Origin of the sequence: Gardnerella sp. DNF01189 (assembly GCF_049244195.1) — a bacterium.
In the GTDB taxonomy this organism is placed as follows: domain Bacteria; phylum Actinomycetota; class Actinomycetes; order Actinomycetales; family Bifidobacteriaceae; genus Bifidobacterium; species Bifidobacterium swidsinskii.
Genome location: NZ_CP058385.1, coordinates 1,243,532 through 1,266,212, shown reverse-complemented (window position 1 = coordinate 1,266,212; position 22,681 = coordinate 1,243,532). Strand labels below are relative to the sequence as shown.

Here is a 22,681-nt window from a genome sequence, read left to right as displayed (position 1 = left end):
CATGCACACGGGACTATCTCCGTGCAATGGTGTGGCCCCTCACTCTATATTTTCTTCTTCCTCTATTGATTTCTTATTAATCTTTCACACGTAACGGTTCATACTCATGAGTAGAAAAGACACAGCCTTTACCCCTAGTCAACGTGCTTATCTCAACAGTCTTCCAGCTATCAAACACGCGACAGCCACACGAATCTACTACACAAGCCAATTCCACAAAGACGCTGTCCAGCAATACGATAACGGTGTCAGACCGTCTGTTATTTTTGCACAGGCTGGAATGCCGTCCACCCTCATCGGGAGCAAAAGGATTGAACGCTGCATCAACAGGCGGGAAAACACCGACTACACACAGTCCGGCATGCCAGAACAAGCACACAAGCAAGTCAGCATATTCCTCGACCAGATGGCGAGCAGAGTTGAGGGTTTTGATTGAAGCCAAGCGTTACACCTTATCCACCAATTCCACAGAAAGAATCCTGACATACGAATAGCCGGACTCTGCCAAACAGTAGGGATATCAGAAAACACGTACTACGAGCTGAGACTGGTAAATAGTTAAGGTCTAATAATGTACTACTAATTTTTATATAAAATTATTCCACAATAAGAGACACACTTGGAAAGAATGCGAATCCTGTATTAGGATTATTTGCATCTTCATAGATGAAGATGCAAATAAGATACAGCATTGTTCTTATGAAAGGAGACAAAGATGAACAAGAATAGCAAGCGCGGCGGAATCAACCCACGACCTCGACCATATCCTCATATGATTTAGGCATAATTTATCCGCACATATTCACACCAAAGGTTAATAATGAACATGACTTCGTACGAAGAAATGTTTGATGAGTATGTGAAATCAAGTGCAGCATATTGCGCTTCTCTATTTGAAGCAACAGAATATTTTTTCAAAGCAAATGCTGCACTTGAAGCCACTATCGTCAGTACAAACACAGCGAAAACATCCACCATCCATTCAATACAAGAATATTTCGAGACATGTAAAATATCGCTTATTAAAACAATTGATTTGCTACGGACATTCCAAGAAATACATACGACTATCCCTGGAGAGCAAGTAGAAGTCGATTTCGCACAACAATACTTCTATATAAAGAAAACATTATCTTGCGTCGAGCAGATTATTCAACTCTTTAGCACAGTGCGTGATGACAAGAACCTACAGCAACAGATTTGGGATAACGACGACTTTACAACATACTTCACTACTAGTGCCGATAGCATCTCTCAAGCAATAATTTGGCAATGTAATTTCGCGAAACGAGCAAACCTTGACGAATCTATTTAAACCTTACCGCGGATATCTGCGTTTAGCAGCTAGTGATTTTCTTTCTAACTATGCAACTACACTAGCCTCAACTACTATTCAATTATGGCTATTGAACTCACTTTTTATCGGTTTTCAGCAGTCAAGCCATTATTTATCGCTTTACCTCACCCTCACTGCAATAAGTGAATTAGTAGCAGGCCTTTTCTCAGGAGCACTAGCTGAGCATGTAGGAATTTTCAGGACAACAGTTGCTGCATGCTTAGCAAGAATGATTGCGGGATTATGTATTATCGCAATTGTATCGGTATCCTTCTCAACCCCATCTGCTAACAAGTTGCTCCTATTTTGGTGTGTTTGTATACTTGTAATGGTTACGACAGCATGTGATACTTTCTATTTTCCTGCTATTACTTCCTTTGTTAATCGTGTAACAAAAAATGATGATCTTATTAATGTTCTTTCACTTCTTCGCTTTACAAGCCTCATGGGTACATTAGTAGGACCAGCAGTTGCAGGTTTTGCGAGTAGTAAATATTTATACATTCCAATTCTATTTACAGAAACTATCGCATTAGCAGGAATAATAATTTTTATTTATTTTATTTACAAGCATGCAGTTAGAACCGGAATTTATACTTCAGACGTCGCAGATGAAAATCCAGAATATTCTCAAGGCTTTTTGGCAACTTGGGCTAGGGGAATGGCAACATTTGTAAAAAACCAAACGTACAGGACTTTAGCTCCATTTGCAATACTCGAAGCTATCGCATCTACTGGCATAAGCTTTGCTGGAGTCCTCTTATTCTCAATGGTTCTACATAGTGCAGAAGGATATGGCTGGTATTTAAGCGCAATGTCACTTGGGTATGCCCTCAGCTATCTCATCGCGCCAAAAGTGTCCAGCAAAATGTCCTTCTCTATGCTACTCACTCTTTCACATATACTAGTGACTCTTTCTATAATAGGACTGGCATTAGCGCCTAACGCTATAGCAGCAGCCGTGTTTGGTTTCCTTTTTGCTTTCTTCCAAGGAGTAGTAAATCCACCATTCCAAACAGTATTTATTCATGCAGTAGATGATAATCTCGTTGGACAGGTAATGTCTGTATTCATCTCAGTTGTTGCCGCTATAGGAGCAGTAAGCTATCCGCTATGGGATTACGCTTATTCCCACATGACCATTCCATCTCTACATGCAGAGTCAGGAATAATTGTCATAGCTGCTCTTATCCACTTTATACTGGTGCTTATCTGCATATTCGATAAGCGATTGCGTTCAATTAAAGCAGAATAAGATGCAATAAATATTGTAAATACGAGCACAACTACAAGCTGCGCTGTGAAAGTTCACTACAGAAGTTTCACAGCGCAGCTTATTTTTAAATTAGAACGCTTTCAATTCAGACATCTAAGTTAACCGAGTGAACCATACTTTATCTGTCATAGAGTGTTCATTTGTGCCGTGAGCAAATAGCACCAACATCTATATCTAGGATATTTATAACTGATGTCCCGTCTGTAAATTCTTTTGACTAACATCATGAGAATTAAAAGAAATATCAGCACCATACCCGGATCCACTAAAAAGTCTGGGCGGCTATTGTCTCCACGAGTTTCACTCGTGGAGACTGTACTGTTGTGGCGCAGCAAGAATGCTGCCACCGGTCGCCGCCCCCACTTTCTCGTGTTGGTAGCCCAGAGGCTAGCACACCCAGTCCAAAGACCACACGCCAGCCTTGTCACGCCACCCAACAAGCTCACCCCTGCCAGCCCATTCCACAACATGTTCCACGGGCTGACCGGAGTCGAGCCTGGAGCGTCGCACAAGGACTGGGAGTGTTCTTGTGGGTTTACGGGTGTGCCTGCCCTGGAACTACCAACACACAAGGAAAGGATAAAAAAAATGGTTACCATCAACAGCGACCACACGGTCACACTCCTAATAGGAGAGGTAGAAGCTCTCGTAGCATTCCACAACTACCTAGCAGGCTTTACCACGAAAGGATTGGACGAGAACACACTACGCTACGGTATCCAAGCATTAAGCAGTCTCCTCATCGTGCGTGACATGTTCCTTATTGATAGTTTCCATGGCTGCACCATGCAAGACTTCCTCGATAACGTTGAGCACCCATTCGCTGAGAAAACTGTCCACTATGTGCGTTCAAGCCTCGACCTGGTTTTTAGAGATGACAATTTCACCCTCGACACACGGCGCATCCATCGTGCAATAGCACTGCTGACCACCATGCTGGAACTTAAAGGATTAAGTCAGAGGGAAACTGTCACAGTCTATGGCACACTGTCATACTTGTATTGGCTGAAAAATGACACGACAAACGCTCGTATCACAGCCCAGAAAGCACTCACGATAGACGAGAAGTACTGGCTTGCACGCATCACTACTACAGCGCTCCTTCACCACATCACACCCCACTGGTGCCAGAAGTAAGCAGAGGGTTTGCTGGCAGAAAAAGAAGCGCAACTTTTTCTGCCAGCCCCTGGTGGCTTATCGCAGCCACCCTCCCGCGCGGGGCGCGTCTTACCCCTAGGGCATGCCCTGAACAAAATTCCATAAATTTTAGGGCATTACCCCCAGGAGCAAGCCGCGCTATTACCACGCGAGAAGGGTGGCTACTATGCTTCCATAAGTTCACACAAAGATGTGTGAACCAGCCGCCACCAGCAGAACAAAGAATCTGCCACCACTATCATGGCGGCAGACCCATTATCATCGCATGGAACACCTGCGGTGTACTCTCATTTTTTGCTTTTTATGACGTGTTCTTGACACTTCCCACTCTAAAAAACGGGTCACTTCCGCCAACTTCCCCGCGTCCTCCACTCGCGTTACGGACACGCGCGAAGCTAGGGCCCGCAAGGGGTTGGCTCCAGCGCATTCCGTTTTTGTCCCTTCCAGTGTTCAACAACACGAACGAAAAATAATCACACCAGGGTTTTTATATAAAACCAAACCATAAGAAAAATCATATACAAGTAGAAAGGAAAACAAGAATGAAAATTAACAGCAAGCCAGTCACCGGCACAAGCTTCGCATACGACGGATGCCACAAAATCTACATCTGCGAAAACACACAAGATGAGCAAGACGCGCAAAAAACCGGATACACCATCCACCCCATAAGCGAGCTTGAAAACACATACGAAAACTCGTGCGACCTACGCTTCATCCACAACTGGACACTCGATAAAGACTATGTCTCCCAACTAGAGCCCGCCTTATTCCAAGAATAGCCCATGCTTCACCAGAAAGCGCCGTATTTAATGCAATGCAGAAGTCTGCAACATTATTGTTAGCAAGCTCTACGCTATCAATCGTTGTGACAAGTTTTTCGCGCAACTGTTGCGTAGTAGTATGTGCCCAATTCATTTGAGCATCAGGATTAAGAGAGCGAATCTCTTCCCGTTTTTCCTCGTCAAACTGGAGAGCTGCGGAAGGAGCATTAAACGTTACAAGATCGTTGACGTTATCATCTGGGTTGGTTAAAATATTAAGTACTTTCATCAAAAGACTCCGCATTGTTTCTTGATGAAAAGGCTTATTCGATAGCTCAGAGGTATTGCTCTGAGCTATCTTAATTTTTAGGAAAGGAAAGATATTAAAATTTGTGGCTTTGTAAGAGATTAGTTAGGAAACCCAGAGGTCCATGGTTCAAATCCATGCCCCGCTACTGAAGCCAAGAATCACACGAATTTCTCACGATTGTTGTGGTTCTTGGCTTTTTTATTTAATAACGCATAAGTCAGTCAATCTGCAATCGCCAAAATACAAGTCATCTTCATAAGAATCAATAAAGAAGTATTGCAAGGCGACGGCGAGCGCGCGCTAATCGAGCATCATCTGCAGGAAGTATGGCAAAATACTCAAGCATACGAGAACGAATAGCATCCGCATCACTCTTATGACCAGATGCAAGGAAGTCAAGCAGTCGCCCAAAAGCGTCATCAATATGACCGTCAATCATATCTACATCTGCTACTGCAAGCTGCGAATCTAAATCATCCTTATTATCGCCAGCAGCCTTTCTAACCGCAGCAACATCAGTATTAGTATTACGCGAAAGCAACAAAGCTTTTGCATGTTCACGCGATGCGAGCACATCATGAGGATCCGCTTCCATTACTTTTGCATACTCACGTGCAGCACCTTCATAATCACCCTTCATAGCAAGCGAATGAGCTTGCTCATGAGCAGGTGGAACACTCTCAACAGAATTATTCTCGGAACTATCTTGATCTGCATCTTTAGACGTTTCAGACTTTTTCTCAACCGAGGATTCCACAAAAGGAGCAGTTCCAGCAACACCAGAGCGTTCAGCAACCTGAACCAATTGCGGCAAAATAGTGCCACAAATCTGCTGTAATTCCTCATCGCTAGGTAAACCTTGCGCAATAGGCATAGGGCGTCCGCCAATTAAACCGTAAATTGCAGGAAGCTGCTGCGCTTGCAATGCTTGAGCAATACTTGGGCTTTCATCAGAGTCGATACGAGCTAACTGCATACGACCGTCAAGCGCGTTAACAGCATCCGCTAATTTCTGCGCCACATCATAATAGGCCTCGTCATTAGCTTGCCAAAGCAAAATAACAATTGGGAAACTTACAGACGTTTGCACCATCGCCTGAAAAGACTGCTCATTAACATCGATTACATAGCCGCCAGCTTTTGGAGCAGAAGAACCAGTAGAACCCGACGCAGCTTTAGCAGCTTGCTTAGCTTGAGCTTCTACACGACGCTTTACGCCTTCTAAATCTACAGCCCCAGCAAGCGAAAATCCGCCAGGATTCATGCCTTGCGCTTTGCTACTCACCATTTTTCCTCTTTTCCAAGCACACTACATTGCACTTACAAAATTTATAAAGCTTCTACCTTAATAGGCTGACGCTCAGCACCAACAGGAATAATCTTCATATGAGAACTAGCTGGAGGAACTACTAGAGCAATAACATTTACGTAAGTTACTCGCATAGTACCTTTTGCTTTACCGTCGCCAAATAATGCTTTTTCTTCATCAGAAGCAGGACGAGATTCACGCCCTTCACCAGCTTTACGAGTCCACACAGAATCTATGCGCGCAACAACCAAATCACTTCCATCGCTTGAACGCATAATGCTTATTTGTTTGAGATTTGGTGTAAAGACTTGTTCTTGAGAGCCTTTATTTCGCTCCATTCCAGCTTGCACTGCTTTAGAAAGTTCAACTAACTTTTTACGCAAATAATCGTCAGCAAAATGCTTTGCGTACTTGCTGTTTTCACCATTTTGTAAAACGTCAGCGTACGCAGCTACCGCTTCATCTGGAGTCATCACCAAACCAGTATCGTTAGATTTACCCATTGAAGAACCAATACTTGGCACAGCAAATTTAGGAAGATGCACTCCAGGGAATAAGCGCGCAACAGCCCAAAGTTTATAATTCGAACGCGCTCTCTGTTGACGTAAAACCAGCAAACGTTTTGACTGCTGATCTTTAGTAGTAGTTGTAATAGTCATTAAATCTCTTGGCCAACCAGAATTAGTTGGCACAATAGTTTGCGCGGCTTCACGCGGAATAGTGGCCTTAGGATCTAAGTTTCCAGTTTTGTTTGCAATCGTAAGCTCGCTCGTACGAATATCGAGAGCAGGTCCAGAAACTGCTTGAGATAATGAATCCACATCTTTTTCGTCGTTTGCCTTTTCTAGAGTGCGAAGCAACCCCAAGCGGATATCTTTTTCTTGCAGCATAGTCACATTAGGTAACTCTTGATTACTACGCGCTTCAGCAGGTTTCGGCACCTGCCCATCGCAAGCAGATAATCCGGTTACCATAACCGTTGATACAACACATGCTATTAATGTGACTACGTTGTTGCGCAATACGCCTCTATTTTTACTTTTTACTCGGTGAATATCGACATTACTATTACGCATTTTACTCATTTCCTCGCTCACTTGAAGAATTACCGCGGTAGCCTTTCCCATTTTTTCTGTAGCGACCGTTACCGCCGTCTCCTCTAAACCCATTTCGTTTTATGCGAGATTGCTTATCGTTGCTATTTTTAGACGAATTTTGACGTTTGTTTGATTCTGAGTTGCGATAGTTTTCGTGCTCATTAAGCTTTTTCTTACTAGATTCATGTGAAATCTTGCTATTACTATCTGAAGGCTTGACCGTTTCTAAACGTTTCTTTGCAAACTTTTCAGAATTATTAGCATTATTTCTATCGTTCTGACGATTACGCCTCTTGTTATTCTGCTGTGCATACTTATTTTGCTGCTGACGCTTATTCTTATAATCGTTCAGACTATTGCCATCCGACGCGCTTGCGTAAGATTTTTTCTTATTTCGCGGAGTCTTAATATTCTGAGAATTCCGCTTATATTGCTTATTTTCTGAATTTGCTGATTCTGCTGAATTTCCAGAATATTTCGCATTTCCTATATCTTCCGCATTTGCTAAATCTTCTCCGTTTGCCGCAGCATCCTGATTGTGCAAATCATTAAATTCATCATCAGCATTGTCTAAATCATCTAAATAAGAATTATCGTCATGTTGCTGCATAAAGCGCGTGGCAAACGCAAGCATTTCATCTTGCGCAATAACAGTAGTTTCAGCCAAAGAATCAGTAGATGCAACCGCTGTAGAAGCAGACGCAATTCGAGTTTGCATACCATTTGAGTCGCCGCTTTGCATTGAATCTTTGCGACGACGCGCATGATCTCCATGCCTTGCGTGGCTTCCAGAATCCTTCTTGTGTCGTTTGTGACCAAAAATACCAGACATGGTTCCAGAAATCGCCTCAGCAAAGGTGACTTCGTCACGCTGTGCAGACTTTACTGCCAACACTCCTGAACGGCTAGCTATTAATTGCTTATTACGACGACGATGCGGAGCCATTGCAAAAATAGTTGCAGAAAGTATAGCTAATACTGCAAAAAGCACTCCTACAAAATATAAAGGCGTTGCAAAATCTGGAATTTGATTACGACGCCACCGCAATTCTACGGAAGCTTCCGGCACATTATCCCCCAAATCAATTAGCAAAACACGTCTAGCAGCCTGCGAGCGCAGTGAAGAAGAAGACGCATCATGACTATTTGACTTACTAGCGCGAGTGCCCGATTTAGGCATTGTGCCGCTTGCAACAGCATGATCATACGACGCAGAACCAGAAGATTGAACATAATCTGCAGTATTTATTGCCAATTTCGCTAAACCAAGCTGGCATGTAACTATAGGCCATAAATTAGATTCTTGGAATTTTACGTCAGGATCCTTAATGTCCACAGAGTCACCCGCTTGCACAGAGGTTTTACCAGACACTTCAGAAACTGAAAGATTATTCCAATCACGCAAACCAGTAATTCTTTGTACTGGAGAACCTGCCACCCAGCCTCTTACGTCTTTCGTTAAACCTACAGCAACACAAATAGGCTTACGCGTATGCAAAGCAGCAACACTAATACGAACCCTGTTATCTACAAGATTCAAAACACCAGGATCAGTGACAATATAACGAGTTCCAGATACGTTAGCGTACGCAATAACAACGTTGCTAGGCTTCCAAAATGTTGCGTTAGCAACTCCAAGAACAACGCTTAATACTGCAAGCAAAGCAAAAAATGGAGCTACAACGCCGCGCATGATTTTACTGCGCAAAGTGAGCCGTCGCATTGGTCGTCGCATTGGTCGTCCTTCTATATCAGAAGCATCTTCTATATTTGTCATAACGATACCATTCTACAGTCTTTTAATATTACTTGCATGTTTTGATGTAAAAATCAGTGTCAAGCGGTAATGTGAGGCTATGAAAAAAATCAAAACATTAGAACAAAAATCCTTTTTGCTTCGCACTTTTGCAACTATTAGTGCAGTGGCAATGTGTGTAGTACTCGCTTCATGCGGAGAAAGTTCCAACAACAAAAACAATTTAACTGATGAGAACGCTCAAAAAGCTGGAATGCAGTTGCTGGAAGGCGTAAGCGCATCTGGAGCACTTGGGAAAAAGCCTAAAATAACACTGAAAACGCCTGTAAAAGTAAAGCAAAATACTTATGCTGTTTTGCAACGAGGCAACGGAGAAACAATTAAAGAAGGCGATCGCGTATGCTCTCAGGGCATTGTGTTCGACTCCAAAACCGGCAAAGAGCTTATGAATACTTGGGAAAAAGGCAAAGCTGATTGCTCGATTTACATTAATAAAAATTCTACAAGCCGCCCATATTACGCTTTGATTAAAGGCAAGAAAATTAATACAACTATTGCTTTTGGCGTAAGTGAAGGATATAAAAATCCTTCATATGTTATGGTTCTTACAATGGTTTCGCGATCAAAGGCTATAACTAGAGCAACGGGCAAGGCTGTTACGAATATTCCCGCAAATTTGCCGAAGGTAACTCTTGATAAATCTGGAGCACCAACCTTAGATAAAAATAACTACGTTCCAGACGGAAAGCTTGTTTCTCAGACTTTGATTGAAGGAACCGGCAAAAAAGTAACTGCAAAAGACACAGTTTCTGCTCATTACACTGGCTGGACTACTGATAAAGACGGTAAATTGCATCAATTTGATTCTTCTTGGCTTCGTGGCATACCTGCAGACTTCCAACTTGCTGGAGGAGTAATCCCTGGTTGGACTAAAGGCTTAACTGGAAAGAAAGTTGGCTCCCAAGTTCTTTTGGTAATCCCACCAGAAGATGGCTATGGTAAAGAAGAAAAGAAGGACGCGCGCGGAAACGTAACTATTCCTGCAAATGCCACGCTGTACTTTGTAGTCGATATTCTCTATGCTTCGTGAGATTTGTAATTTTGCAAACTGTTGCAAAATTAACTAGCGATTCATAAATAATAAACCCCTCCTTCCCGAGGGGTTTTTACATATTTAGAACACATATTTAGAACAGACGAAGATCGTTGGACTCGACTCCACGCATTTCATCGTAATCCAATATTAAGCAAGTAAATCCACGATCCTCAGCCAAAACGCGAGCTTGCGGACTAATAGTTTGCGCAGCAAAAATACCTCTAACCGGCTTAAGTAACGGATCTCTATTCAGCAACTCACAATAACGCGTAAGTTGCTCAACGCCGTCGATACCGCCATGCCGCTTAATCTCAATAGCGACATGTACACCATCCGCGTCCTGAGCCATAATATCCACTGGGCCGATAGCCGTAGGATACTCACGGCGCACCAACGTTGCACCATCGCCGATTCGTTCAATCTGCTCAGCCAAGTAACGTTGCAAATGATCCTCAACACCATCTTTAATTAAGCCAGGATCCTCACCCAAATCGTAAGTATTATCGCTATAAACATGCTCGAGCGAAACCATAAGCAAATCATCGCTTTTAGCGGCAGCAACACGCAAAATACAGCCATCTACAACAACGCCAGCATCGGATTCGCCGCTATCTTCTTTACGTAAAACACGCATACTACAAGGAGCTACCATCCAATTAAGAGGTTTATACGCACCAAGCTCAGAAAAAATAAGTACGCTGCCATCTGCTTTAATAAGCAACACTCGCTTAGCTAAAGGAAGCGTGGCATTTAACCTACCTGTATACTCTGCACTGCAATCTGCAACAATAATTCGCACACAGCAAGCATAACAGAAATCAAGTAAAGAAGTACCTTACTTCCCCAAAGCTTCAGCTAAATCGCGATTCTGCCAATGTTGATGTAAGGCGCAGTATCCGCCGAACAATACGAGCCACACTAGTCCGCCAATTGCAGAAGCTCGCGTATCGTCGCTAATAAACAAAGTCACATACACAAAAGCAAAGAACGCTATAGTAAGAGAATTCAAAAGCTTATAATGCGGCATAACGAAGCCATCTGGCATAAAATCAGCAGATTCACGGTATTTACGATGCGTAACCATAATCAAAATATAAATCATGATTATCACTGCCGAAGAAGCCGAAGCAAACAAAATAAACGCACCATGAATACCAGGGATCGAATTAATAATTGGTGAAAGAAGAATCAAAGCAGACGAGAACAAAATCGCGCGAGCAGGAACCTTCGTGCGTGAAACCTTACGCAACTTACCCAAAAGAGGCGAAGGTGACTCAAGCGCGATTTGATACATGTGGCGACCAGCAGAATACAGCAAAGAATTAAGCGCAGAAGAAGCAGCTGTAATAACCACAAAGAACACAAGCGCAGAAGCCCAATGCAATCCCGCGTATTGGAACACCATAATGAATGGTGACATAAATACGCCTTCCGCATTCGTAGCCCTAAACTGTTGCCACGGCACAATAAGCATAATCGCTATGAGAGCACCAACATAGAAAACCAGAACGCGTACAATAATCTCGTTAACAGCCTTTGGCAAAACCTGGCGAGGATTCTTAGTTTCCGAAACAGTCACACCAACAAACTCAATAAGCTGGTACGCGTAAAACACCATTTGGAAGCTCATTAAGAAGGAAAGCCAGCCATTTGGCATAAGCGAGAAATTGTTGAAAATATTATCTAATCCAGCGTGACCAGCAGGACTCATTACACCACCATGCAAAGGAGTTGCAGAGTAATGGTAACCAATTAAAGCCATAACTACGGCTGTGACAATAAGAGCAACAATTAGCGTAATTTTAATCATTGAGAACCAAAACTCAGTTTCCCCAAATAGCTTTACAGCTACCAAATTTATGCACACTAAAGCCGCTAAAAATACTACTTCTATCAGCCATTTCCAATGACTTACGTCAATATCGAAAGTTTGGAAGAATGTGACACAATACGTACTAACTGCCGTAATTTCGCTCATACCAATAAGTACAAGCACAAACCAATACGACCATCCGGCAAAATTACCCCAACCTCTGCCAAGATAACGTGTAATAAAACTAATAAAAGTATGCTGGTTCGGATCCTTATACATAAGTTCGCCAATGCCACGCATCAGCAGGAACATAATCAAGCCCACAATAATGTAAACGAATACGATACTAGGACCTGTTAAGCTAATAGATTTTCCGGAACCAAGGAATAAGCCTGTGCCAATAGTGCCACCAATAGCAATAAATTGCACGTGACGCTTGGTAAGACTACGCTCCATTTGGTTTGCATTGCTACTTGCATTTTCTTGCGCAGATACGCGAGAAGATTGGTTTGAAGATTGATTATGAGAAGATGTGCTATTGTGCGTCTCTGCAGATTCTGTTTGTTTAGAACCTACATTAATGTCACTATTCACAGTCTCACTCATTATTACAACTCCGTTCCTTAATAGCCACGAATTTCTAATTTTATAGGAACCCTTAACTATTCATTACGCATTCCACAATTCGCGCAACTATTCCACACTTTTAAGTGAGCTTACTGGATCTATGCGATCCAAAGCTGGGTTGGTAGCCCATTGCACAATTAACGCAAAAATTAGTGTTGCAACGCCAGCAATGCAATAGCTTAAAGGAGCTACTTCAACTTCAAAATACAAAGACGGCATACGAAGCGCGCTAGTCAACAATCCTGCAATAAGCCTTCCTAATGGCAATCCAACTGCAATGCCGATAACAGTTAAAGTAAGCATTTCTTTATGCACATAGGAATGAACTTCTCTACGATAAAAACCAAGAACTTTCAGCGTAGCCATTTCGCGAGTACGTTCCGAAATATTAGTACTTGCAAGAGTAAAAAGCACAGCTAAAGCTAAGCCAGCAGCCAAAGTTACGATTAAAGCAACAACAGCATTCATAAGATCAAAACTAAAAGCATGCTTCATACGCGTAATATTCATAACAGCAAGCACACCGTCACGTTCAGAAACCTTGTCGGCATATTTAATTTTATTATTATCGCTACCTCGCAAACGCAAAATTAACGCATTATGTTTCAAAAGCTTACTGTTTTCTCCATTAAATAAGCGTTCGTAGCAATGTTCAGTCATGTAAATATTAGAACCGATAAGATTACGAACAATAGCTTTAACTTTAACCTTCGCACGTTTAAAACTAGTATTCGTCACATTAATTTCGCTACCACGAGTAATGTCCAGAGATGCAGCAGCGCTTTGAGAAAGCAACGGACCTTCATCCGTAAGTTTAACAGTTTGCAAATTATTGTTCACATCCTGCAAATTTACAAGATGAGACAAAGCTTTTGTGTCTTTTACAACAATCAACTGCACGCTTTCCGCATCCTCAACATGACGACTATTCGACTTATTTGATTGATTTTTAGCTATTTCTCCAGAGCCCACATAAGCCGGAAGTATAGTTTCTACTTTATTATTTGACTTGTCTTGCTCAACGCTTTTCTTCATATTTTGGAAAGATCCTGGAGCCGAGATAGAAATCATATCGTATCGATAAATTCCCTCGTATTGGCGAATACCCAAGGTCGCAACAGTATCGTTCAAAGCAAGACCGCAAACAATAAGCGCTGTGCAACCGGCAACTCCACCAATAGTCATGCACAATCTGCCTTTGAATCGCGCCAAATTGCGAACAGTAACCTTATTTAAGAAACTCATTCGCTTCCAAATCCAAGGCAACCTTTCAAGAAGAACGCGAGAACCAGCTTTTGGAGCTTTTGGTCTTAACAAAGCTGCAGGAACTTGCTTTGTTTCTCGCCAACTAACAACGATTGTGCATATTGCAACAGGAATCACAAATGCTAGCACACACAAAGAGCCATATAGCCAGTCATACTTCAACCTAACGTCTGGAACGGCGTATAAACCACGCAAGATTTTTAGTAAAAGTGAAGGGATTGCAAGAAAACCCATAATATCGCCAATTCCGCCGCCAACAAAGCACGCAAATATTGCGAAGAAAGCATGTCTTGTTACTGCAGTAGAACGACCGTATCCCAAACTTAAGTATGTGCCAATAAGCCCTCGCTCTTCTTCAACCATACGAGCCATAGCAGTTAAACTCATCATCATTGCTACAACAAGAAATACTGCCGGGAAAGCGTATCCAAGTGACTGTATTGAAGCAACGTCAGAACGCAAACTAGCATAACTATCGTTAGCTATACGAGTAGATATATGCCATTGAGCTTGAGGAACACGTTTTTGAATCTCTGACTTAATTTGTTTACGAATTTGCTTTTTTGCTTGCTCTTTAACAAAATTTGGAGCGCGCTGAAGTCTAGGATCGTTTGCAATAATGTTTTTTACTTCTGAGTTAACTTGGTTGTCGATAATTTGATTACGTCGAGCTGTTTCTCGCTTAGATTGCACGCGTTCTTGAATCTGTTCAGATGCATCGTCGACAATGCCCCGATAATCTTTAGAAAAAACATTGACATGTTGAGTATCATTCAAACGTACCGATATTGCTGTATACGGCAAGCCGGTCACGTTATCAGGAGCAGCAGAAGTAAATATTGGATATCTAGACGTCACAGAGTTACGAAATGCTTTAGATTGATAGCCATCAGGATTGTTTAAATCGTTGCTATCTAGCACGCTACCAGTTATGCGCAAACGATAAGTTTTAGACTTTGAATTAGAAGAATCAAGATTTCCAACGTCCACATTTTGCTGCATGTTGACTACTATCACATTGCCAATGCTCAAGCCACTATCGTGTAAAAATCGCTGAGTTACAACAGCTTCACTATTATTTTTAGGCATATTGCCCTTAAGCAAATGCAAACGATTAAGATTTTTTTGCGATTCTACATAATGCACGAAATTCATTGCGTATGAAGACTTTGCATCATCTGTCGCGTGTGCTGTTGCTTTCCAAGAACGCTCTGCTTCAACTTCACTCACACTTGGCAACGCGCGTAATGCTGCAACATCGTCTTTAGTTAAACCAAGAGTAGATACGATTTGCAAATCATAAGCATGCAATTTCGCATACATATCGTTAGTAGCGAGAAACATGTCGTTGCAGCCTGCATAAATACCAGTCATAACAGCAACGCCAAGCATTGCAATAACCGCAAGAACACAGAAGCGACGCCATTCGCGAACCCACATTCTAATTGCGCTAATAAATACTATTGGCAGCAATGAGTGCGTGCGCTTACCTTCACTGCCATTATTGGCGTTTTTATTATCAGATTGCTTTGAAACTGCTGTTACTTTCCGCATAACAACCACCTAATCACCACTCAATATCGGCTATAGCCATAGGATGTTCTTGCACAGTTTCGTCTACAACTTTTCCAGAACGGAAACGAACAACTTTGTGAGCCATCGGAGCAATGGCAGCATTATGAGTAATAATCAGCACTGTCATGCCTTCAGTTCGGCAAATATCTTGCAATAATTGCAATACTGCCTTACCTGTTTCATAATCCAAGGCACCAGTAGGCTCGTCACATAACAATAATTTAGGTTTTTTAGCAAGAGCTCGCGCAATAGATACGCGTTGCTGCTCACCGCCAGAAAGTTGAGCTGGGAAATTATGTAGCCTTTCTTTCAAGCCAACATCAATAAGCGTTTGAGCAGGGTCAAAATGATCTGCACAAATTTGCGAAGCTAACTCTACATTTTCAAGAGCAGTTAAATTTGGAACTAAATTATAAAATTGAAAAACAAAACCAATGTCTTCTCTGCGGTAGCGAACCAAATTACGACCTTTTAGCTTAGTAACATCGCAATCGCCAACAACAACACGACCGCTTGTTGCAGTATCCATACCACCCAAAATATTTAATGCTGTAGTTTTTCCCGCGCCAGATGCACCTAAAATTACTGTAAGCTCACCGCTCTGTGCAGTAAAACTGGCATCATCTAAAGCTCGCACAGCACCAGAACCTGATGGGTATTCTTTCACTACATGATCAAAAGTTATATATGCCACAACACACCTTCACAATATGAGAAACTATAAAAATTCAACTTCTATTTATTTGTATTATCTACCGTTATATTTCGTACTATTTTACTAAATGAGCGCAAAATTCGCTAACTTACTTCAGCGATGACACTCCACATCTTTCCATGCAATACGCATTACCAAGCCAAGTATGACGAGAATTTGGCCAGACAGCACCTAAACGCGGAGCACATTGACTCATCCATATACTTGGCACACGCCCATCTGCGCTTTGCGAACCAAGCAAATTAAATCCATTCTTGCTTTCAAGCCAATCTGGATGTTGTGTTGCAATAGCAAGCCCTTCTTCCAGCGTAAGAGGCAAACGCTCATCAGAATCAATAAGCTTACGAGCAACATCAGGCTCTCGATTCAAATACGATGAGCCAGTATGCGGATCGACAACTATATAGAACGGACCTTCAGGAAACTCATACCCGTCTTTAGGAAGAAAACTTATGATATCTCGCGGAGGCATAGTAGTGAATCCAGCCATGCGATTAATACTCGTCCGAGAAATCAACGATTCAGGCGAAACTAATTCACGCGTAGGAATCAATAAAATATTCGCACCTAAACTACTATTTTCAAGCGCACATAATATAGGATTTGCCAACTTACGAAAAGCATTGGCACTCATATCAGCCACATCTGGATACCCAAGTGCCACTATACGATCGAGTTGCTGCTGTATTTCTTCAGATGCTATTGACATAATTCCAGTTTACGCAAAATCTTACATAATCGCGAGCGCAATATAACCATAATTAGTTTAGGAAATTACGCTTTTTAGCAATAATTTCCGCCAATTGCACAGCATTTAATGCAGCACCTTTTCGCAAATTATCGTTAGTGATAAAAAGTGCCAATCCCTTATTTCCATCTACTGCTTGATCTTTCCTAATTCTGCCAACATAACTTGCAGATTTTCCGGCTGCTAGCTGAGGAGTAGGAATATCGTTAAGTTCAACTCCTTCAGCATTGCTCAATACTTCGCGAGCCATGTCTGGAGTTACATCATGCTCAAACTCAGCGTTTACACTCATGCCGTGACCAGTGAAAACACCTACTCGCACACAAGTACATGAGACTGCAAGATTTGGCAAATGCAAAATCTTACGGCTTTCATTGCGCAATTTTTGTTCTTCGTCAGTTTCTTCAGATCCGTCATCAACTATTGAACCAATAAAAGGCACTACATTAAAAGCAATAGTACGAGCAACTTTTGTAGGCTCAGGGAAATCTATTGCGCTACCGTCGAAAACGAGTTTATCTGCTCCTTGGTTTAATGCAGCTTGAGCCTCATTCATGAGTTGCAAAGCACCGGCTCGACCGGCACCAGAAACAGCTTGATAAGACGAAACTATTAAACGTTTTAATCCAAAAGCATCAGCAAGCGGCTTTAATACAGGCATGCAAGCCATAGTTGTGCAATTTGGATTTGCTACTATTCCTCTTGGAATAGTATCTAAATCTTCAGGGTTTACTTCCGCAACTACTAAAGGCACATCGTTATGCATACGCCATTGCGAAGAATTATCTACTACAATTGCGCCAGCTTCAGCGAATTCCGGAGCCCAAATTTTTGAAGTTCCGCCGCCTGCAGAAAAAATAGCTATATCAATTCCGTGCAAATCTGCTTTTTCTACATCTTCTACAACTACGTCTTTGCCACGATATTGCAAAACTGTGCCAGCAGAATGAGCAGAAGCCATAAAACGTAAATCTTTTATTGGGAAATCACGCTCGTCAAGCACTCGACGCATTACCATACCAACTTGGCCAGTTGCGCCAAGTACTGCCACGTTCACGCCTTTTTCGTTGATAATTGTCATCGAGACTCCCTTAAAAGTAAGCACGTATAATTTCTACAGTTTTTACAATTCTACAATTTAAATAATTTAGTTAATTTAATAATTTAATAATTTAAATTGCTTCAGCGCCCGCTTCCGCCGTACACTACTGCTTCAACCTGACTTGCGTCCAAACCGTAAGCAGTATGCAAAGCGCGAACAGCTTCATCAATTTGTTCAACAGGAACCATGGCAGCAATACGAATTTCCGAAGTAGAAATCATCAAAGTATTTATACCATGTTCACTTAGCGCAGTGAAGAAGGTAGCAGCTAGGCCTGAATGTGTTTTCATACCAACGCCAACAACAGCTACTTTCCCTACTACTGGAACGACATCCATAGAAGTAAATTTCAATTCATCATGCGCTTCTTCTAGAACTTTACGGACTGCTTCCATTGACGCTCCTGGAGCAGTAATAGAAATATCTGCTGTACCAGTAGAAGCACTTGCTTGTGCAATCATGTCAATATTTACATTTGCTTTTGCAAGAGTTGTAAATACTTTCGCAGCCATACCAGGAATATCTGGAATACCGCGAACCGTAATCATTGCCTCACTGCGATCATGAGCAACGCCAGAGATAACAGGAGTTTCCGGACCTAAATCAGGAAATAAATCGCCCATAGTCGAAAGAATATCGTGGTTTACCATTGTTACCGCCTTTAAGCTCGAAGATTATTTGACATTATCTATTAATATTTAGTTTTGTATTTTCTAACTCAGATTAGGCAAATCGTTCGGATTAATATTATTTGGAACTATAAGCGTTCCGTTCCTATGTGAGAATGAACTTCTAACATGAAGAGGCATACCGAAACGCTGAGCGTACTCAACACAACGCAACGCAAGCACGCGCGAACCGCAAGATGACATCTCAAGCATCGAATCATAATCGATTACAGGAATACGTTTTGCAGTTGGCACAATACGTGGGTCTGCAGTAAATACTCCATCTACATCCGTGTAAATCTCACATATATCAGCACCTAAAGCAACCGCAAGAGCTACAGCTGAAGTATCTGAACCACCTCTACCAAGAGTCGTGTCATCTCCAACTTCGTTAATTCCTTGGAACCCGGCAACAATTGCAACACTGCCTTTGCTAAGAGCTCTTCTGACACGATCAGGCTTAACCGCACGAATATGCGCAGCTCCAAACTGAGTATCTGTCATAAATCCAGCTTGAGAACCAGTAAAAGAATAAGCATGAGATCCTTGAGCATGAATAGCCATTGCAAGCAAACTCATAGAAATTCGTTCGCCTGCTGTCATAAGCATATCCATTTCGCGAGCAGGAGGATGGGTATTTACACTCATTGCTTGATCAATTAAATCGTCAGTTGTATCTCCCATCGCTGAAACTACAACAGCAACATCATTGCCTTCTGCTTTTGTAGAAAGAATGCGTTTGGCAACACGTTGTATGGAATCCGTATCCGCTACAGAAGAACCACCGTATTTCTGTACGATAAGCGCCAATTTTTACCCCTTGCTCATGTCAATATTGATAAACGCACAGGATATGCCGAATAATGGCTTCGATATCAGACTACCAACTATGCCCTATTTATTGATAATGACTTGTGCGCATAAAAACAATATTCAAAATTACACAGATTGACGACCAGAAAATGCACGACCTAAAGTGATCTCATCCGCATACTCTAAATCTCCACCAACAGGCAATCCACTTGCCAAGCGAGTAACTTTAATTCCTAGAGGATCGAGCAATCGAGCCAAATACGTAACAGTCGCTTCACCTTCTATATCAGGATCAAGCGCAAGAATAATTTCTTGAACTTTTGCATCTTTAAGACGCTCAAGTAATTGCGTAATTGCTAAGTCCCCCGGTCCAACATTTGCCATTGGGTTAATTGCACCACCAAGAACATGATAAACACCTGAATACTCATGAGTTCGCTCAATACTCATAATGTCTTTAGGTTCTTCAACTACGCAAATTTTGCTATGATCGCGCCGAGGATCTGCGCATACTATGCAAGGGCTCTGCTCACATACGTTTCCGCATACATCGCAAAAACGCACACTTTCTTTCATGTTATTAATTGCGTCTATTAGTTCTTGAACATCTTTATCCGAGGAAGAAAGTAAGTAAAACGCAATACGCTGAGCGCCTTTAGGTCCAATCCCTGGAAGCTTTGAAAATGCTTCAATTAAGCGACCAATTGCTCCATCATATGACGATGAATTATGCACTGTAAACTACTCCTCTTGCTTTTTCTTAACGCTCATAATCGCATTTTTAGGATTTTTAGGATCAGTGGAAGCAAATTCTTCAACAGATTTAACTTCAAAAATTTGTTTAAGCTCATCAGTGCTTACAGACGTTGCGGATTCTAATGAAGCATCATCCATCGAACATTCGTCAGCAGTAGCTCCATTCGTAGGAGAAACAGTAGTCTGAATTGATTCAGTAGACAATTCTGAAGTATTAGTTGCATTCTGAACTTGAGAGTGTAGTTTAGCTTGATCCAAGACACCAGAAATAGCTTCAGATTGGTTATGAGAATGCGAACTCTTCTGTATTGTAATCTCGTCATCATGATTCATAGGCTCATCTTCAATAGAAGAGTCTTTAGAAGAAGACTCTTCAGAAGAAGAGTTTTCTGGCATTGCAATCACATCCGACATAGGCATAGACGACATATCTGCCCAAACATCATCATCCGCATTCGCAACATCACTTAACTCATCCGCAGTATTTTCAGAAGCTACTGATGCTGCGGAGCCATCAGCGCCACTAAAACCCGAAGATTCTTTTTTAGTAGGATTTTTATTTATTCCGCTGCCATCAGAATCAGTTTTATTACTAAATCCAGCAGATAGGCCAGTTTTGCGTAATAAAATATCTCGCTTAACTTTGGCAAGATTTTGCGGATCCATTCGAGCAACAGATTCTACTTGTTCACCATTAGCAGCAACTGGTGCAGGAGCAATCATTACTTGCGCACCAAATACTTCATGCACTTCATTCATTACTACTTTTGGCACTTTTTGCCCATCATATGGAGAAGTAGTGCATACTGCGAGCGCAAATGCATGTTGACTCATAGGCTCATTAAAAGTCAAAATAAGACGCTGCCGACCTGATTGTACTGGAGTAAGTTGCACTGTAGGAACATACTCACGAGTTACATATTCACGTACGTCATCAGGCAATTTTGAAACTACTTTATCCCACATTGCATCAGTATCCATGGAATCATTCTTTGAATTAGCATTATGTGCATCGTTCAAAAACGCTTTTTTAGATTCCATTTCTTTTGTGCGTGGAGCAGATTGCGTTTCTGCTTTAGCAATAGGAGATGCCGTAGTTTCAGAAGGTAGCGAAGAATTTGAAGTACTATTATTCTCACTATTTGCAGAAACATATTTTTTATTGCTTGTAGAACCTACGAAATGAGCACCAGAAGATACTTTATTTTGAATATTCTGCTTAGAAGTTGAAATATTTTGTTGTTGCACGTTATTGATGCGCAAATTAGTTGCAACAGTATTTGAAGTTTCGCTGTCTGCAAGCAAACGAGCAACTAAAATTTCCAAATTCATTCGAGGAGAAATTGCACTAGCCATTGCACTTAAAGCATCATTAATTGTTTGAGCCATACGTGCTAAATCATGCAATGTCATGCTTGCAGATTGCTTATTCAATATTTCCAAATCTTCTGGAGAAACATCATTAAGTAAGCTTGAAGCCGCTTTAGGACCTGCAGATACCATAAGCAACAAATCACGAACTCTACCTAATAAATCTTCTACAAACTTACGAGTATCGTAGCCTCCAACAATAACGCGACGAACTACATCGTATATCGAAGCACCATCATGATTAATAAGATTGTCAATGAATTCACTAATCAATGAATTAGGCGTAAAACCTAATAAAGCAACCGCAGAATCCAAAGAAATTGAACCATCAACAGCACCCACCATAAGCTGATCGAGCACAGATAACGTATCTCGCATTGATCCTGCACCAGCGCGCATGACAAGGCGAAGAACTCCCGGCTGTGGCAGAATACCTTCTTTTTTGCAAATATCTTCAAGATATGGAGACATTACCTCTGGAGGCACAAGTCTGAAAGGATAATGGTGTGTACGCGAGCGAATAGTGCCAATAACTTTATCCGGCTCAGTGGTAGCAAAAATAAACATTACATGTTCAGGCGGCTCTTCTACAATCTTAAGCAAAGCATTAAAACCTTGCTGCGTAACCATATGAGCTTCATCGAGAATGAAAATCTTATAACGGTCACGAGCAGGAGCGAAGCCAGCACGCTCACGCAACTCTCTAGCATCATCGACACCGTTATGGCTTGCAGCATCAATCTCTACAACGTCGATAGAACCGGCACCGCCAGTAGCTAAATCTTTACAGCTTTGGCACTCTCCACATGGGTGCGAAGTTGGTCCTTTTTCGCAATTAATGCAGCGAGCTAAAATTCGCGCAGAACTTGTTTTACCGCATCCACGCGGCCCAGAAAATAAATATGCATGCGTTATTTTTCCTTGGTCTAATGCTCTAGACAAAGGTATGGTAACCTGATCCTGCCCAATAACACCATCAAACGTGTCAGGACGATATCTACGATACAGTGCAAGTGCCATGTTTCCTAACCTACCGCGACCTAACTATTTCCCCGATATATCTTAGTTAAGACTATCAGCAGCCGCCACCCGACTGCTGATATTTATATTCGTTTTTGCTACTTA

19 protein-coding genes are annotated in these 22,681 nt (G+C 41.8%); 4 read left to right on the top strand and 15 right to left on the bottom strand.

The genetic code is table 11. The features are described from left to right. Positions 1–76: 76 nt before the first annotated feature. Positions 77–442, bottom strand: a complete 366-nt coding sequence (locus tag HXT41_RS05045) for a hypothetical protein (RefSeq protein ID WP_162863140.1) — start codon at positions 440–442, stop codon at positions 77–79. 384 nt (positions 443–826) lie between these two features. Here HXT41_RS05045 and HXT41_RS05040 point away from each other — a divergent pair, with 384 nt between their 5' ends. The 3 genes from HXT41_RS05040 to HXT41_RS05030 all read left to right on the top strand — a co-directional run bounded on the left by HXT41_RS05040 (position 827) and on the right by HXT41_RS05030 (position 3,749). Next, positions 827–1,315: a hypothetical protein gene (locus HXT41_RS05040; RefSeq protein WP_226988337.1), complete on the top strand. Its 489-nt coding sequence runs from the start codon at positions 827–829 to the stop codon at positions 1,313–1,315. Then, a complete protein-coding gene (locus HXT41_RS05035; RefSeq protein WP_076002578.1) occupies positions 1,299–2,591 on the top strand; it encodes an MFS transporter in 1,293 nt (430 codons plus the stop codon). The genes HXT41_RS05040 and HXT41_RS05035 overlap by 17 nt, the downstream gene beginning before the upstream one ends. A 609-nt stretch (positions 2,592–3,200) precedes the next feature. After that, on the top strand, positions 3,201–3,749 hold the full coding sequence (locus HXT41_RS05030) for a hypothetical protein (protein ID WP_231130963.1): 549 nt from the start codon (positions 3,201–3,203) through the stop codon (positions 3,747–3,749). Between the two features lie 735 nt (positions 3,750–4,484). Here HXT41_RS05030 and HXT41_RS05025 read toward each other — a convergent pair. From HXT41_RS05025 to HXT41_RS05010, 4 genes are all read right to left on the bottom strand, one after another. After that, complete coding sequence (locus tag HXT41_RS05025; protein WP_004109968.1) at positions 4,485–4,823, bottom strand: hypothetical protein; 339 nt, start codon at positions 4,821–4,823, stop codon at positions 4,485–4,487. Positions 4,824–5,106: 283 nt separating this feature from the next. Next, positions 5,107–6,132, bottom strand: coding sequence for a tetratricopeptide repeat protein (locus HXT41_RS05020; protein ID WP_102703311.1), 1,026 nt, complete (start codon positions 6,130–6,132; stop codon positions 5,107–5,109). A gap of 41 nt (positions 6,133–6,173) precedes the next feature. Then, positions 6,174–7,238: a hypothetical protein gene (locus tag HXT41_RS05015; RefSeq protein ID WP_004109972.1), complete on the bottom strand. Its 1,065-nt coding sequence runs from the start codon at positions 7,236–7,238 to the stop codon at positions 6,174–6,176. Further along, positions 7,231–9,027 carry a hypothetical protein gene (locus HXT41_RS05010; protein ID WP_064621457.1) on the bottom strand — a complete coding sequence of 599 codons (1,797 nt, stop codon included), beginning with the start codon at positions 9,025–9,027 and terminating at the stop codon, positions 7,231–7,233. Before HXT41_RS05010 ends, HXT41_RS05015 begins: the two co-directional genes overlap by 8 nt. Before the next feature lie 79 nt (positions 9,028–9,106). Between HXT41_RS05010 and HXT41_RS05005 the strand changes: the two genes are divergently transcribed. Further along, the gene (locus tag HXT41_RS05005; RefSeq protein WP_004109977.1) at positions 9,107–10,096 is read left to right on the top strand and encodes an FKBP-type peptidyl-prolyl cis-trans isomerase; all 990 of its coding nucleotides are present in this window, start codon (positions 9,107–9,109) and stop codon (positions 10,094–10,096) included. Positions 10,097–10,193: 97 nt separating this feature from the next. On the opposite strand, the gene nucS is transcribed toward HXT41_RS05005, so the two are convergent. The 10 genes from nucS to dnaX form a co-directional block, all read right to left on the bottom strand. Continuing rightward, positions 10,194–10,901 carry an endonuclease NucS gene (nucS, locus tag HXT41_RS05000; protein ID WP_064621458.1) on the bottom strand — a complete coding sequence of 236 codons (708 nt, stop codon included), beginning with the start codon at positions 10,899–10,901 and terminating at the stop codon, positions 10,194–10,196. A 36-nt stretch (positions 10,902–10,937) separates the two neighbouring features. Then, positions 10,938–12,371, bottom strand: coding sequence for an amino acid permease (locus HXT41_RS04995; RefSeq protein WP_100066729.1), 1,434 nt, complete (start codon positions 12,369–12,371; stop codon positions 10,938–10,940). Positions 12,372–12,608: 237 nt separating this feature from the next. Then, entirely contained in the window at positions 12,609–15,362 is a 2,754-nt protein-coding gene (locus HXT41_RS04990) for an ABC transporter permease (RefSeq protein ID WP_033888549.1), read from the bottom strand. Between the two features lie 13 nt (positions 15,363–15,375). Next, the gene (locus HXT41_RS04985; RefSeq protein WP_004105770.1) at positions 15,376–16,077 is read right to left on the bottom strand and encodes an ABC transporter ATP-binding protein; all 702 of its coding nucleotides are present in this window, start codon (positions 16,075–16,077) and stop codon (positions 15,376–15,378) included. A gap of 109 nt (positions 16,078–16,186) precedes the next feature. Beyond that, a complete protein-coding gene (locus HXT41_RS04980) occupies positions 16,187–16,807 on the bottom strand; it encodes a DUF5701 family protein (protein ID WP_004109989.1) in 621 nt (206 codons plus the stop codon). Positions 16,808–16,859: 52 nt separating this feature from the next. Beyond that, entirely contained in the window at positions 16,860–17,927 is a 1,068-nt protein-coding gene (locus tag HXT41_RS04975) for an aspartate-semialdehyde dehydrogenase (protein WP_116994910.1), read from the bottom strand. Between the two features lie 101 nt (positions 17,928–18,028). Next, the gene (locus tag HXT41_RS04970; RefSeq protein ID WP_004105778.1) at positions 18,029–18,598 is read right to left on the bottom strand and encodes an ACT domain-containing protein; all 570 of its coding nucleotides are present in this window, start codon (positions 18,596–18,598) and stop codon (positions 18,029–18,031) included. A 63-nt stretch (positions 18,599–18,661) separates the two neighbouring features. Further along, the gene (locus HXT41_RS04965) at positions 18,662–19,426 is read right to left on the bottom strand and encodes an aspartate kinase (protein ID WP_004105780.1); all 765 of its coding nucleotides are present in this window, start codon (positions 19,424–19,426) and stop codon (positions 18,662–18,664) included. A 129-nt stretch (positions 19,427–19,555) separates the two neighbouring features. Then, positions 19,556–20,164: a recombination mediator RecR gene (gene recR / locus HXT41_RS04960; protein WP_004105782.1), complete on the bottom strand. Its 609-nt coding sequence runs from the start codon at positions 20,162–20,164 to the stop codon at positions 19,556–19,558. Positions 20,165–20,170: 6 nt separating this feature from the next. After that, the gene (dnaX, locus tag HXT41_RS04955; RefSeq protein WP_421788600.1) at positions 20,171–22,576 is read right to left on the bottom strand and encodes a DNA polymerase III subunit gamma/tau; all 2,406 of its coding nucleotides are present in this window, start codon (positions 22,574–22,576) and stop codon (positions 20,171–20,173) included. Between the last annotated feature and the right edge of the window lie 105 nt (positions 22,577–22,681).

Excerpts from the sequence above, each read along its gene's own strand:
- HXT41_RS05040 (WP_226988337.1), top strand. The coding sequence starts at position 827 with ATGACTTCGTACGAAGAAATGTTTGATGAGTATGTGAAATCAAGTGCA.
- HXT41_RS05030 (WP_231130963.1), top strand. The coding sequence starts at position 3,201 with ATGGTTACCATCAACAGCGACCACACGGTCACACTCCTAATAGGAGAG.
- HXT41_RS05025 (WP_004109968.1), bottom strand. The coding sequence starts at position 4,823 with ATGAAAGTACTTAATATTTTAACCAACCCAGATGATAACGTCAACGAT.
- HXT41_RS05020 (WP_102703311.1), bottom strand. The coding sequence starts at position 6,132 with ATGGTGAGTAGCAAAGCGCAAGGCATGAATCCTGGCGGATTTTCGCTT.
- HXT41_RS05015 (WP_004109972.1), bottom strand. The coding sequence starts at position 7,238 with ATGAGTAAAATGCGTAATAGTAATGTCGATATTCACCGAGTAAAAAGT.
- HXT41_RS05010 (WP_064621457.1), bottom strand. The coding sequence starts at position 9,027 with ATGACAAATATAGAAGATGCTTCTGATATAGAAGGACGACCAATGCGA.
- HXT41_RS05005 (WP_004109977.1), top strand. The coding sequence starts at position 9,107 with ATGAAAAAAATCAAAACATTAGAACAAAAATCCTTTTTGCTTCGCACT.
- HXT41_RS04995 (WP_100066729.1), bottom strand. The coding sequence starts at position 12,371 with ATGGAGCGTAGTCTTACCAAGCGTCACGTGCAATTTATTGCTATTGGT.
- HXT41_RS04990 (WP_033888549.1), bottom strand. The coding sequence starts at position 15,362 with ATGCGGAAAGTAACAGCAGTTTCAAAGCAATCTGATAATAAAAACGCC.
- HXT41_RS04980 (WP_004109989.1), bottom strand. The coding sequence starts at position 16,807 with ATGTCAATAGCATCTGAAGAAATACAGCAGCAACTCGATCGTATAGTG.
- HXT41_RS04975 (WP_116994910.1), bottom strand. The coding sequence starts at position 17,927 with ATGACAATTATCAACGAAAAAGGCGTGAACGTGGCAGTACTTGGCGCA.
- HXT41_RS04970 (WP_004105778.1), bottom strand. The coding sequence starts at position 18,598 with ATGGTAAACCACGATATTCTTTCGACTATGGGCGATTTATTTCCTGAT.
- dnaX (WP_421788600.1), bottom strand. The coding sequence starts at position 22,576 with ATGGCACTTGCACTGTATCGTAGATATCGTCCTGACACGTTTGATGGT.